This window comes from Candidatus Baltobacteraceae bacterium (assembly GCA_036559195.1).
Classification (GTDB): Bacteria; Vulcanimicrobiota; Vulcanimicrobiia; order Vulcanimicrobiales; family Vulcanimicrobiaceae; genus JALYTZ01.
On sequence record DATBTN010000049.1, the window covers coordinates 1 to 13,173 of the forward strand.

Consider the following 13,173-nt stretch of genomic DNA (forward strand, 5'->3'; position numbering starts at 1 on the left):
GGCGGTGCGGGACATTCGTTCCGGATGCCATTGAACGCCCAGGAGATAGGGGCCGGGGAGCGATTGCGTGCGTTCGAAGGCTTCGATCGTGCCGTCGGGGGCGGCGGCCGTCGGGCGGAAGGGTGCGGCTAGGCGCTCGGCGGCTTGATGGTGTGAACTGTTGACGATCGAGCGCGGCGTTCCGGCCAGGGCGCCGACGAGTGAATCGGCCGTCAACTCAACGGGGTGTTCGATATCGCGCTCGTCTGCGCTGCGATGACCCGCGAGGTCGGGAACAAGCGTGCCGCCGGCCCAGACGTTGAGGAGCTGGGCACCGCGACAGATGCCTAGGACGGCCCGGCGCCCGCGATGGGCGGCGTCCAGGGCGGCCAGCTCGATTCGGTCGCGCCGCCGATCGACGTCGAGGGCGTACTCGGCCGCATCGGGACGTCCGTAGCGGGCGGGATCGACGTCCACGCCGCCCGTCAGGAGGAGCCCATCGAACGAATCGTCGAGCGCCGCCGACTCACCTGACGCGCTCGCCAGCCACACGAGCTCGACCTCGAGCCCGAGCTCGGCCGCCACCGAATCCAGGGCGGCGGGATACTCCTCGAATCGATCGCCGGCCCCGGTATAGCTCAACGCGATGCGGATCATTCCGGTTGTTTCACGGGAAACACGAGCTTCGCCCCTCCGGCGACGAGGAAAAGTCGTACGTCGGGTACCGAAACGGGCGTATCCTGGGAAGAGATCATGTCGACGCACCCGCACTCGCCGTTCCCGTCTCACCCGCCCCGTTGGCTCCCGCATCTCGGATTTGCGGTCTGCGCGCTCCTCGCGCTGGCGACCGTCATCACGCTCGCCCATCCGTAACCGTTAAAGTAAAATCAGCGGTTACCTCTGGCGTGCGTGATACACTAGACGACTAGGTTATGTACGTGTCACACCCGCTCGACGAACGCTTGGCCGCCGTTCTGCCGTCCGGCAGCCTGTTTGCCGTTGGCGGGCGCGTGCGCGACGAGCTCCGGGCCGAGATCGAGCGCGTCGCCGTGGCCGGCAAGGATCGCGATTACGTCGTCGTCGGGCACTCGTTTGCCGAGTTGCGCGAGGCGCTCGAGCGCATCGGCCGCGTCGACTTGGTCGGCGCTTCGTTCGCGGTTATCAAACTCAGCGTCGAAGGCGAGACCGTTGACGTATCGTTACCGCGACGCGAACGATCGGTCGGCGTCGGGCATCGTGACTTCGATGTTGAGAGCGGCCCCGACGTTCCGCTGCGCGACGATCTCGCCCGCCGCGACTTTCGCATGAACATGATCGCGCGCGCGCTTCCGTCGGGCGAATTGATCGATCCGTACGAAGGCCGAGCCGACATCGCGGCGCGCCGAATCGATATTCTAACGGGCGATGCGTTTAACGAAGACCCGTTGCGAATGCTGCGCGCGGCGCAATTCGCGGCGCGTTTCGGTTACGGCGTCAGCGACCAAGCGCGCTCGGCGATGGCGGCGGCCGCGCCGCTCGTACGAAGCGTCTCCGCCGAACGCGTCGCCGAGGAATTGACGAAACTCTTCGTGCGCGCGCCGCAGCCGTCGATCGGGCTCGAACTGTTGCGCGAAACCGGCGTACTCGCGCACGTTTGGCCGGAGCTGCTCGAAGGCGACGGCATCGAACAGAACGAGTGGCACGCGCACGACGTGTACCGGCACAACCTCGCGACCGTCGACGCAATCGCGGCCGGCGATTTGATCGCGCGCTTGGCCGCGCTCTTGCACGACGTCGGAAAGCCGCGCGTCAAAGACGGTCCGCATTTTTACCGGCACGAACACGTCGGAGCCGACCTCGTCGTGGCGATGCTGGAGCGTTACCGGTTTGCCGGCGACGTCGTGACGGCGACCGAGCACTTGGTTCGCCAGCACATGTACAGCCAGGATCCCGCACTCGGCGACGCGGCGATTCGCCGGTTTATCCGGCGCATCGGCGTGGCCAATCTCCGCCGGCAGTTCGCGCTGCGCCACGCCGATATCGCCGGGAGCGGACTGCCCAAGCGCGACGACAGCAACGAGCGCTTCGAAGCTCGCGTCTGGGCCGAGGTCGCCCGCAAGCCGGCCTTTTCGGTGAAAGATCTGCAGATCGACGGCGCCGCCGTGATCGACACGATGGTGCGTCGCGGGCAGGCGGCGCCGGGCTTTCGCGGCGATCGTCGCGTCGGCGAGGCGCTCGCGTACCTCTTCGAGCAGGTCACCGATGCGCCCGAGCGTAACGAGCGCAACACGCTCCAAACGCTCCTCGAGCAGTACCTGGACGCCCATCGCGGCGCCGGACGCGCGTAGGAGCGTTGACGTTTGAACGGTTTTAGGGGGATTCCGAAGCTGTCGCGAATCATCGCGCTCGTAAATCAGAAAGGCGGCGTCGGCAAGAGCACGACGACCGTCAATCTTGGCGCTGCCCTAGGCGTTCTCGGCAAAAAAGTGCTGGTCGTCGATCTCGATCCGCAAGGCAACACGACGACGGGGCTCGGCGTCAACAAAGCGCACGTCAAGCGCGACATCTACGATATGCTGCTGCACCATTCGCCGATCTCGGACGTGCTCAAGCATACCGAGATCGACGGGCTGCATCTCATTCCCGCGACGATCAATTTAGCCGGCGCGGAGATCGAACTGGTTAGCGCCCTCTCGCGCGAGAACCGGCTCAAAGGCGTGCTCGCGCCGATCGCCGGCAACTACGATTACGTGCTGATCGATTGCCCGCCGTCGCTCGGTCTACTCACCATCAACGCCCTTACCGCGACGCAAGAGATCATCATTCCCGTGCAAGCCGAGTACTACGCGCTCGAGGGGCTCTCGCAGCTCACCGCCGTCGTGCGCCGCGTGCAAGAAGCGCTCAATCCGAAGCTGCACGTGTCGGGCGTTCTCGTTACGATGTTCGACGGGCGCACGAAACTCGCCATGGAAGTGCTCGATGAACTCAACGCCTATTTCCCGCGCCAAATGTTCAAGACGCAGATTCCGCGTAACGTGCGTCTCTCCGAAGCGCCGTCGTTTGGCAAGCCGGTGATCTTATTCGACGTCAAGTCGCGCGGCGCGCAGGCGTACCTTTCGCTGGCGCGCGAAATGCTCGAAGCGCAGAGCGGGGTGGTGGCATGACCGCGAACCAACGGCGCGGCCTCGGCCGCGGGCTCGGCGCATTATTAGGCGAGTCGCCGATCTCGATGGGACCCCGCACCGAGGGGAACGTTCGCGACATCGCAATCGGCGAGATCACGCCCAACCCATTTCAGCCGCGCAAGAGTTTCGATCCTCAAACGCTCGACGAACTCAAGCGTTCGATCGCCGAGTTCGGCGTGCTGGTACCGGTCATCGTGCGCGAACGAAACGGCGCGTTCGAACTGATCGCGGGCGAGCGGCGGTGGCGCGCTTCCGCGGCGTTGCAGAACGCCACGATCCCGGCGATCGTGCGCGCGAGCGACGATCGCGACAGTCTCGAGATCGCGATTATCGAGAACTTACAGCGCGAAGATCTCAACGCGCTCGAGGAGGCCGCCGGCATCGCGCATCTCATCGAGGAGTACAATTTCACGCAAGAGCAGGCGGCGGAGCGTTTGGGCCGGTCGCGCCCGGCCATCGCCAATGCGCTGCGTTTGCTGGGGCTGCCCGAAGCGATCAAAACGATGCTCGTTGCGAGCCGGTTGACGGCCGGCCACGCGCGCGCGTTGCTCGCGGCACCCGAGTCGCATCGGCTCGCGCTCGCCGAGCGCGCCGCGAACGAGGGGATGACGGTGCGGGCGCTCGAGCGATTGGCGATGGCCTTTAGCGCGCCGCCCGAACCCAAACCCGTCGTACTCGAGCGGACGCTCTCGCCCGAGCAGCGCGCGTTCGAATCGCAGCTGCGAACGAAACTCGGAACGCACGTCGCGCTGCGCCGCGGCGGCAAGGGCGGAAAGATCGAGATCCGTTACGGCAGCGAGAAGGACCTGATTCGCATCGCCGACCTGCTCGTGGGCCAGATAGACTAGCCGATCGATCCATGAATTCGCACGCCGCGGGAGGCTAACGTGGTCAACTTCCAACGCGTCATCGCGCTGTTGATGGCGACGGTTTTCGTCTGCGTCTTTCTCGTTCCGCTGGCGTTCTCGCGCCATCAAGTCAAACTCGCGATCGGTTTGCTGGTGCTCTACTTCGCGTACGTTGCGTTCAACGCATACGTCTTCGTGCGCATGCGCAAGCGCGAACGCGAGCAATCGTGAGCCGCGCGTATTTGGCGCAGCGGCTGCACGGCATCTACGCGATCGTCAACGAAGGCTCGCCGGACCCCGTCGACCTGACGCGCGCGATTCTCGCCGGCGGCGCGCACATCGTGCAGTACCGGGCAAAAACCGGAATCGTTCCGATGCACGCGCGCGCACTCCGCGACCTCACGCGCGCGGCCGGCGCGCTGTTCGTTTTGAACGACGCCTGGCGCGACGTGCTCGCGTACGATGCCGACGGCGTCCATCTGGGACCCGACGACGCGCGTCCCGACGAACTCGCGGCGATTCGAACGGCGCTCTCGGACCGATTGATCGGCGTCTCCTGCGGAACGCTCGACGAAGTTCGGGCCGCAAATCGGCGCGATCTCGACTACATCGGCGTCGGCAGCGTCTACGCGACCACTTCGAAGCCCGATGCCGGCGAACCGATCGGCCTGCGCGGACTGCGTGCGGCCACGGCCTTGGCGCGCGTGCCGGTCGCGGCGATCGGCGGGATCACGCGCGCGCGGCTGCCGGAGATCGCGTCGGCGGGCGCCGCGATGGCCGCCGTCATCGCAGAGATCGCGCAATCGGCCGATCCGCGGCGCGCCACCGCCGGCCTGGTGGAGATGTGGAAAGCCGGCGCGTGAGCGCGATCGTCGCCTCGATCGGGACGACGCATCCGTGGAATATCGCCGGCATCGGTTTGGATGTGCGCGTCGCCGCGGAGTTCGGCGTGCGCGCCGTCATTGCGATCGCCGCCGTGAGCGCGCAGGATGCCGGCGGCGTGCGCGCGTTGTTTCCGATCCCCGCCGACGTGCTGCGCGCGCAGCTCGACGCGCTCCCCGACGGCGTTGGAGCGTATCGCATCGGCGCGCTCGGCTCGCCGCAAAACGTCGGCGAGGTCGCGCGGTTCGTGCGCGCGCATCGGCACGTTGCGGCGGTGGTCGATCCCGTCTTCGCCGCGAGCCTCGGCGGCGCGCTCGCCGACGACGCGACCGTCGCCGCGTTCGCGGCCGAGCTGCTGCCCGAACCGTCGGTCGTGCTAACGCCGAATATGTACGAAGCCGCGCGGCTGTTGGCCGGGCCGATGCCGTCGCGCGCCGACGATCTGCTGGCGAGCGCGCGGGCGCTGCGCGCGCGCGGGCCGCAGGCCGTGCTGCTCAAAGGCGGCCATCTCGCCGGCGACCCGGCCGATGCATTTGCCGCCGCCGACGAAGCCCGCCTCTATACGGAATCGCGCCTGCCGGGCTCGATGCGCGGCACCGGATGCGTCCTTGCGATGGCCATCGCCTGCGAACTCGCGCGCGGCCGTACGTTGCGGGCGGCCGTCGAGTCGGCGCGCGCGTTCGTGCGCGAGCGGATCGCGGCCCGCGCGATGCTCGGTGGATTGCAGGTCGCGTTTTGAGGCGCGTGAAACGAAACGGGCCTTCATGACTGCCGTAACCACAGCCAAACGCCCGCGCGTGATGTCGGGCATGCGCCCCACGGGGAAACTGCATCTCGGACACTACGTCGGCGTGCTGACGCAGTGGGTGCGGTACGCCGAGGTCGCCGACGCGTACTTTGAGATCGCCGATCTGCACGCGTTCACCACCGAATTCGCCGATCCGCAAAAGATTCGCGCGGCTCGCACGGAGATGGTGATCGACTGGCTCGCGGCGGGCGTCGATCCGGCAAAGTCGACGTTCTATCTGCAATCCGGCATCCCGGAGATCTCGGAACTGCAGGTCTTGCTCGGGATGATCACGCCGCAGTCGTGGCTCGAACGGGTGCCCACGTACAAGGGACAGATCGAAGCGCTCGGCGGCGAGATCGCGACCTACGGTTTTCTCGGCTATCCGCTGCTTCAGCTCTGCGACATCGCGATCTTCCGCGGCGAAGAAGTGCCGGTCGGACGCGATCAAGTCGCCCATCTCGAGTTTGGCCGCGAAGTCGTTCGGCGCTTCAATTATCTCTACGGCGACGGCGCGCAGATTCTCGTCGAACCCCAAGCGACGCTCTCGGATTTTCCGGAAGTTCCGGGCACCGACGGGCGCAAGATGAGCAAGTCGTACGACAATTATATTCTGCTCGCCGACGACGACGAGACGACGGCGAAAAAAGTTCGTTCGATGCTGACCGATCCGCTTAAGGTTCGCCGGCACGATCCGGGCCGTCCCGAGATCTGTCCGGTCTTTCACCTCTGGAAGCTGGTCGATCTCTTGAAGATCGACGGCATCGCGCGCGATTGCCGCTCGGGAGCGCTCGGATGCGTCGCGGACAAGACCGCTTTTGCCGAGGCTCTCAACGCGTATCTGCGGCCGGTGCGCGAGCGGCGAGCCGTTTTCGCGGGCGACGTGGCGCAGGTGGAGCGCATCGTTGCCGACGGCACGGCGCGCGCGCGCGAAGTCGCGCTCGAAACGATGGCCGACGTGAAGCGCGCGATGAAGTTGTGCTAACGTGACGAGCCGCTTCGTACGTGCCCTTCCGGCGATCCTCGCCGCCCTGCTCGCGACGTCGAACGCGACGGCGTTTGCCGCAACCGCGCCGTCGCCGCTCGCCCGGCGCGTCGCGCAGATCGTCGGCCGGCCGGAGCTGCGCCACACGCAGATCGGCGTCGCGTTCTACGATCTCGATTCCAAGCGGCTCGTCTACGGATTGAACGAGCGCAAGTATTTTCTGGCGGCGTCGACGACCAAGACGCTGACGGAAGGCACGGCGCTCGCGCTTTTGGGAGGCGATTTCCGATTTACGACGCCCGTGTACCGCACCGGTCCGATCGGCGCCGACGGCACGCTCGACGGCGATCTGGTCCTCAAAGCCGGCGGCGATCCGGATCTTTCGAATCGGATCGAGCCGAACGCAACGCTAGCCTTCGAAAACGAGGATCACTCGTACGACGGGTCGCCCGACACGAAGGCCGTTCCCGGCGATCCGCTGCAGGTGCTGCGCGAGTTGGCGCGAGCGATCGCGGCGAAAGGTATCAAACGCGTCAGCGGCCGGGTCGTCGTCGACTCGACGCTTTTTCCGGAGGGCGCGCACGAAGCCGGCACCGGCGTGGTCGTCTCACCGATCGTCGTCAACGATAACATCGTCGACGTGACCGTAACGCCCGGCGCGAAGGCCGGCGATCCGGTCTCGATCGCGGTTTCCCCGCAGACGGCGTACGTGCGGTTCGTGAATCGAGCGACGACCGCGGCCGCCGGCAGCGATCGCACGATCGACCTGAGCGACGACGTTGCCGATGCAAACGGCGAGCGAACCGTGACGATCGCGGGCACCCTGCCGCAAGCGTCGCCGAGCATTCTCTATGCGTACGACGTGCCGTCGCCGCGCCGATTCGCGGAAGTGGCCCTGACCGAGGCGCTGCAGGATGCGGGCGTCGCGATCGCCATGCCCGGTGCCGACGCTCCCGCCGACGCATCGAAACTGGCCGCGTTTTATACCGACGCAAATGTGGTTGCGGTGCATACGTCGCCGCCGCTACGCGAGGACGTACGGATCACGCTCAAGGTGAGCGACAACCTACATGCGGATCTCATGCCATACGTGTGGGCCGTCTACAAAGCGCACGCGAGTGCGAACTATCTGCGCACCGCCTTTGCGATGGAGAAGGCGTTCCTGCGCGGCGGCGGCCTCGATCCGCAGGATTTCATTCAAAACGACGGTCTCGGAACCAACGCGTTCTATCAACCGGCGGTGATGGTGCGATATCTTGAGTTTCTGCGCGCGCAGCCGTTCTTCGCGGACTTTTACGACGGCTTACCGATCCTCGGCGTCGACGGCACGCTGTTCAACATTCAAAACGGCACGCCCGGGGCGGGCAAGGTGCACGCCAAGACCGGCACGTGGGGCGCCGGCGATCGCTTGAACGATCGCAGCGTCATTACGTCCAAAGGACTGGCGGGCTATATGACGACCGCCGGCGGGCGCCATCTCGCGTTCGCGCTCTATCTCAATAACTTGCCGGTCGAGCACGGAAAGGATGCGGCGCGCACCGCCGGTCAAGTGCTCGGCGAACTTGCGAACGCCGCGTACTCGAACCTCTAGCCGCGAAACTTCGGGATCGTTTTAGCCATGCTCTCGAGCGCGTAGTCGATGTCTTCGAGCGACGCCGCGTACGAGAAGCGAAGGTAGCCTTGACCGGCCGCGCCGAACGCCGAGCCGCCCAAACACGCGACGCCGCCTTCGGTAAGGAAGAAGGCCGCGAGCGCTTTATCGTCGTGCGTGATCTTCGTGATATTGGGAAACGCGTAGAACGCGCCCTCGGGCATCGTGCACGAAACGCCGGGGATCGCGTTCAATCCGTTGACCAGACGATCGCGGCGCTGCCGGAATATCTCGTTCATCTCTTTGACCGCCGCGTCGGGGCCCTGCAGTGCCGCGATGCCCGCAACCTGCACGAACGTCGTCACGCACGAGAACGTATTATTGTTGAAGAGCGTCACGTGCTTGGCGAGAGATTCGGGCATGATCGCGTAACCCAAACGCCAGCCCGTCATCGCGTAGGCTTTTGAAAAGCCGTCGACGATGATCGTGCGCTCCGCCATTCCCGGGATCGTAACGATCGAATCGAACTTCGAATCGAGATAGAAATTGCGGCTGTAGATTTCGTCGGCGATCACCCAGAAGTCGTACTTCTGCGCGAGCTGCGCGATGCGCTCGAGATCCGAGCGCGTCAATACGCCGCCGGTCGGATTGTGCGGCGAATTGATCATGATCGCTTTGGTCTTGTTCGAAACGCGGCGCTCGAGTTCGTCGAGATCCATGCGCCAGTTCTTGGATTCGTGCAGCGGAATCGCGATTGGATTCGCTTCGAGATAGCTCGAGCACGATGCGTACGCCGGGTACGCCGGATCGAAGTACACGAAATCGTCGCCCGGATCGAGAATCGCGGAGAGAATGTTCCAAATGATCGGCTTCGCGCCCGGTGAGACGACGACGTTTTCGCGCGCGAACGGCATGCCGCGGAAGTCGCCGGCGTAGGCCGCGATCGCGTCGCGCAGTTCGGGGATACCGGCCGATGGCGAATAGTGCGTGTAGTTATCGCGGATCGCTTGGATGCCGGCTTCCTTAATGTGCGCGGGAGTATCGAAGTCGGGCTCGCCGATCTCCATGTGGACGACCCGCTTGCCTTGCGCTTCGAGAGCGCGGGCGCGAGCGAGGACTTCGAATGCGCTCTCGCTTCCGAGGCGCGAGAGAGCGGCGCAAAAGCGATCGGCGTTGGATGCGATCATCGAGAACCTTTCAGATACTATTACGTGGGAGGAAGTGCGCTTTGCATAAACCGTCAAGGGGCCGAAAGGCCTACGGAAGAACCTCTCGCCGTCATGCGCACCTTGACCGAAGTCTTCGCGCCGGGAGCACCGACACTGCCTGAGGGCCTCCGAACGCTCGTCGTTTCGCCCGAGCGGGAGTTGGAACCTGGGATGACCGTGCGCGCGTCCTTTACGTTTCGCAACCAGGGAGGGGCGCCCGCGACCGGCGTTCGCGTGCGCTTTAGCGTGCCCGACGGCCTCGTGTATCTGGTCGGCACGGGTCAGCTCGACGGCCACGAACTCGACGACGAGCAGGGGAACTCGCCCTTGCTTGCCCGCGGCGGCGCGCATATCGGCGACGTTGCGCCCGGGGAAGAACGCTGCCTGGAGATTTCGTACAGCGTCGCCGGCGCGATCGAAAACGGCTCGACCGTCGAGATTCAGGCGGCGGTTGCGGCCTTCGAACTGCAGCCGGTCGGCTCGAATATCGTACGGCTCGTCGCCCGCAGCAAACCGTCGCTCGAAAGTCCGCTCACGGTCGTCGCGATCGAGGGCCGCCCCGAACCCAATCCGGGTAGCGAGGCAACCGTAACCGTGCGCGTGCACAACGCCGGCGAGTCGAGCGCGCACGACGTGGTCGTCGTGGCGCCGATTCCGGAGCACGCGACGTACGTTTCAAACTCCGCCCGCGTGAACGGCCGCGAGATCGAGCGCGATTTGGGCGCGAGTTTCGAGCGCGCGCACGCGCCGGTCATCGTCAAGAACTTACCCGCCAGCGCCACCGCGACGCTGACCTATCGCATCCGCATCGACGAGCCGCTTCGCAGCGGCGTTGGAATCGTGGCCGCGGCTCGGGTCGCGTCGCAAGAAACGCCCGCGTTCGCACTCGAGCCGGCTTCGCTCGTCGTCGTGGCGTCGCCCGATTTTGACGACGACCGGACGACGTGTACGATCGAACCGGCGCACGACGTCGCGCCCGGCACGCGCGTCGCGATGCGGGTCCGCGCGCTCAACGCGGGCACCGCGGCCGCCGAAAGCGTCACCGTTGCAATCGCGCTGCCGGAGGGTCTCGTTCCGGTTCGCGGCGCTGCGCGCGTCGAGGGGCGGCCGCTGCGCGATCGCAAAAAGGAAACGCTTCATTACGATTTGGGTCGCGTGGAGGCGCGCGCGAGCGCCGAACTGCTCGTCGAGGCGACCGTCGTTTCGCCGCTGCCCAATGGAACGCAGCTACCGGTCGCGGCGACCCTAGCGTGGCAACCCTCGTCGGGTTCGGGGGCGGGAGAGCGCCGTTTCGAACGCGCGGTCGGCATCCGCTCCGAACCATTTCTAACGCCGCGGCGCAACGCGATCGAACGCGCGAACGGCGCCGTCGTGCGCCCGGGAGAAGAATGCGAGGCGACGATCGCGCTCGCCAACGACGGCAGCGCGGCCGCAACCGACTCGGTGCTCCAACTGCGCGTCGATCCGGCGCTCGACGATCTGCGCGTTTTCGATAAGAACGGCAAGATCGCGTTCGACGGCGACAGCATCGAAATCGGCTCGATCGAACCGTACGGCACGCGGCGGTTCACCTTACGCGCGCGCGTGCGCTCGCCGTATGCCGATCGAACGGAAGTGCGTATCGGTGCGAGTCTGCACGCGCACGAACTCGGCGAGACGCCGTTGGGCGAGGCCTCCTGGCGCATCGACTCCCATCCCGCGTTCGCGCCGGATTCCTCCACGCTCGGTTTAACTAACGACGACGTCTTTCGCCCGAACCAGCTCGCGGAGGTGATCGTGCGCCTGCGCAACGACGGTACCGACGCGGCGCAAAACGTGCGCCTGCGGCTGTACGTTTCTCCCGAGGCTCGTCTCGAGTCGGTCGACGGCGCGACGCGCGAGAAGTCCACGCTGCTCTTTGGCGAGATCGCGCCCGGCGCCGTCGCCGAAGGGCGCTTGGGGCTGCGGCTGCTCCGTAGTCTCGCCAAAGAATATCCGGTAACGCTCGAAGGCGTGCTCACGGCCGATGCCATGCTGCCCGTGCAGCTGCATCGTCTTACGCTCGTCACCACCGCCGAACCCGACTTCTCCGTCGCCACGTTTCGCAGCGCGCCGGCGGACGTTGTGGAAGTCGGCGAAACGATCGACTACGTGCTGCACGTTCGTAACGGCGGCGACGGCCCGGCGCGACGCGTGCAGATTCACATCGATGCGAGCGATGCGTTGATCTACGTTCCGAACAGCACGTCGGTTAACGACGTGCCCGTGCGCGACGTGGGCGCTTCGGCGGCGTTTTTCTCCGAGCGCGGCATCGTGCTCAACGACGTCGATCCGGGCGTCGAGGCGACGATCCGCTGGCGCGACGTGGTGCATAACGGGTTGCCCGCCGGCGTTTCGATCGCGCGCGTGGCGCACGTGCGCTACGACGGCGACCGCACCGACGACGTGAGTTCGAACGACGTGAACGTGCGGTCGGCACCGGCGTTTGCCAACAACATCACCGGCTTGCCGTTCGGATTAGACGGTATGGTGGGCCCGTCGCTCGGTGGCCAGCGCGCCATCGCGGGAAGCGAATTTCTCGAATTGCCGCCGGCGACCCCGGTCAACGGAAACGGCGACCGAACCTATCGGCTCGAAGATCCCGAGCCGCAGTATCTGCCGCCGCCGCACGAAAACGGCCACGCGCACGATGAAGCGCCCGGTACGCCGCTGCAGCTTTCGCTGAGCGCGGAACGATTGGAAAAGACGCTGCGCTTCCTGGACGAGGCCCGTTTCGGCGGGCTCGTGAGTCATCTCTTTGCGATCCGCGCGTTTTTTCCCGACGCGATCGGCGAGTCGGGCGCCCCGGCCCTGCAACGCGAAACGCTGCGCGAGACGCTCGACCGGCTCTTCATTAAACTGCGGTTGCCGCACTACGCGATCGCGCCGCGCGATCTGGAGACGAGCGCGTCGCGAGCGACGCTCGAAGCCTTTCTCACGACCGCGCGCCTGGCCGGCGGAACGCCGCCGGCAGCACTCCCGGGAGCTCGGATGTTTGCCGGATCCATCGCGCCGCAAACGATTGCGGAGCTTCGCGCCGGCCTGCACGACGCGCCCTTGGCTACCGCGCCGCCGTGGTTCGCGCTCGCGCACTTCATTCCGGCCGCTTCGCCGGAGCTGCACAACTATCGCAGCGTGCTGCTCGCATCGCTCGGCGATCTCGAGACGCACGACGTGGAGGCCTTCATCGACGCCCTCCAGCGCAAGCCGTATCCGGTGCTCGACGCGGCATTGGATGTCGTACGGGCGAGCCTAGCAACGATTCGAACCTGATGGCGGCGCTGCTCTGGCTGCTCGTCGCGCTCTTCATTCTGGGCGCGGCGATCGGCGCATACGCTCTGCTCGCCCCGCGCCGGAGCGTGCCGGCACTCCCCGCGCCCGCGCCGGAGCCGGCTCCCGAACCCCTGCGGCTTTCGACTTCGGAGTGGACTAGCGAGGCCGGCCACGAATTCGCCGGCCTCTCGGAGTCGGCACGCTGCGACCTGATCTTTGCGGTAGCCGCGCTCGAGGACGAGCGCTCGCATCGGCTGCTCGCCCACGCGCTCGACGATCCGGCCGATCCGGTGGCGCTCGCCGCGGCGCACGCGCTAGCCCGAAACGGGCACCGCGAGGACGTGGTCGATTACGCGCGTACGCACCCGGGCGTTCGTGCCGATACTCTAGAGAGAACGCTCTCGCTGCTCGACTGAAGCGGCAGTAAGCCCCGCGGGC

General features: G+C 66.1%; 12 protein-coding genes. 10 read left to right on the top strand and 2 right to left on the bottom strand.

From position 1 onward, the window contains the following. Positions 1-636: gamma-glutamyl-gamma-aminobutyrate hydrolase family protein (locus tag VIG32_07285; protein HEY8297806.1), on the bottom strand; the 636-nt coding region annotated here is incomplete at its 3' end. A gap of 281 nt (positions 637-917) precedes the next feature. Between VIG32_07285 and VIG32_07290 the strand changes: the two genes are divergently transcribed. The 8 genes from VIG32_07290 to dacB are packed head-to-tail and all read left to right on the top strand — an operon-like array spanning position 918 to position 8,236. After that, the gene (locus VIG32_07290; GenBank protein ID HEY8297807.1) at positions 918-2,306 is read left to right on the top strand and encodes an HD domain-containing protein; all 1,389 of its coding nucleotides are present in this window, start codon (positions 918-920) and stop codon (positions 2,304-2,306) included. 12 nt (positions 2,307-2,318) lie between these two features. Continuing rightward, entirely contained in the window at positions 2,319-3,122 is an 804-nt protein-coding gene (locus VIG32_07295) for an AAA family ATPase (GenBank protein ID HEY8297808.1), read from the top strand. Next, on the top strand, positions 3,119-3,991 hold the full coding sequence (locus tag VIG32_07300; GenBank protein ID HEY8297809.1) for a ParB/RepB/Spo0J family partition protein: 873 nt from the start codon (positions 3,119-3,121) through the stop codon (positions 3,989-3,991). Before VIG32_07295 ends, VIG32_07300 begins: the two co-directional genes overlap by 4 nt. Positions 3,992-4,030: 39 nt before the next feature. Then, positions 4,031-4,222: a hypothetical protein gene (locus VIG32_07305; GenBank protein HEY8297810.1), complete on the top strand. Its 192-nt coding sequence runs from the start codon at positions 4,031-4,033 to the stop codon at positions 4,220-4,222. Then, entirely contained in the window at positions 4,219-4,854 is a 636-nt protein-coding gene (locus VIG32_07310) for a thiamine phosphate synthase (GenBank protein HEY8297811.1), read from the top strand. The genes VIG32_07305 and VIG32_07310 overlap by 4 nt, the downstream gene beginning before the upstream one ends. Further along, complete coding sequence (locus tag VIG32_07315) at positions 4,836-5,612, top strand: hydroxymethylpyrimidine/phosphomethylpyrimidine kinase (protein HEY8297812.1); 777 nt, start codon at positions 4,836-4,838, stop codon at positions 5,610-5,612. The genes VIG32_07310 and VIG32_07315 overlap by 19 nt, the downstream gene beginning before the upstream one ends. A 25-nt stretch (positions 5,613-5,637) precedes the next feature. Next, entirely contained in the window at positions 5,638-6,645 is a 1,008-nt protein-coding gene (gene trpS, locus VIG32_07320; GenBank protein HEY8297813.1) for a tryptophan--tRNA ligase, read from the top strand. 1 nt (position 6,646) lies between these two features. Next, positions 6,647-8,236, top strand: a complete 1,590-nt coding sequence (gene dacB, locus VIG32_07325; GenBank protein HEY8297814.1) for a D-alanyl-D-alanine carboxypeptidase/D-alanyl-D-alanine-endopeptidase — start codon at positions 6,647-6,649, stop codon at positions 8,234-8,236. On the opposite strand, the gene VIG32_07330 is transcribed toward dacB, so the two are convergent. After that, positions 8,233-9,423, bottom strand: coding sequence for a pyridoxal phosphate-dependent aminotransferase (locus VIG32_07330; GenBank protein ID HEY8297815.1), 1,191 nt, complete (start codon positions 9,421-9,423; stop codon positions 8,233-8,235). The two genes, dacB and VIG32_07330, sit on opposite strands and share 4 nt — an antisense overlap. Positions 9,424-9,516: 93 nt before the next feature. Here VIG32_07330 and VIG32_07335 point away from each other — a divergent pair, with 93 nt between their 5' ends. Both VIG32_07335 and VIG32_07340 read left to right on the top strand, forming a co-directional pair. Further along, positions 9,517-12,735, top strand: coding sequence for a hypothetical protein (locus VIG32_07335; protein HEY8297816.1), 3,219 nt, complete (start codon positions 9,517-9,519; stop codon positions 12,733-12,735). Next, complete coding sequence (locus VIG32_07340) at positions 12,735-13,151, top strand: hypothetical protein (protein HEY8297817.1); 417 nt, start codon at positions 12,735-12,737, stop codon at positions 13,149-13,151. Before VIG32_07335 ends, VIG32_07340 begins: the two co-directional genes overlap by 1 nt. The last annotated feature ends 22 nt before the right edge of the window (positions 13,152-13,173 follow it).

What these genes read in the sequence shown, in the direction of transcription:
- trpS (HEY8297813.1), top strand. Translation starts at nt 5,638, where the DNA reads ATGACTGCCGTAACCACAGCCAAACGCCCGCGCGTGATGTCGGGCATG.
- VIG32_07330 (HEY8297815.1), bottom strand. Translation starts at nt 9,423, where the DNA reads ATGATCGCATCCAACGCCGATCGCTTTTGCGCCGCTCTCTCGCGCCTC.
- VIG32_07340 (HEY8297817.1), top strand. Translation starts at nt 12,735, where the DNA reads ATGGCGGCGCTGCTCTGGCTGCTCGTCGCGCTCTTCATTCTGGGCGCG.
- VIG32_07335 (HEY8297816.1), top strand. Translation starts at nt 9,517, where the DNA reads ATGCGCACCTTGACCGAAGTCTTCGCGCCGGGAGCACCGACACTGCCT.
- VIG32_07300 (HEY8297809.1), top strand. Translation starts at nt 3,119, where the DNA reads ATGACCGCGAACCAACGGCGCGGCCTCGGCCGCGGGCTCGGCGCATTA.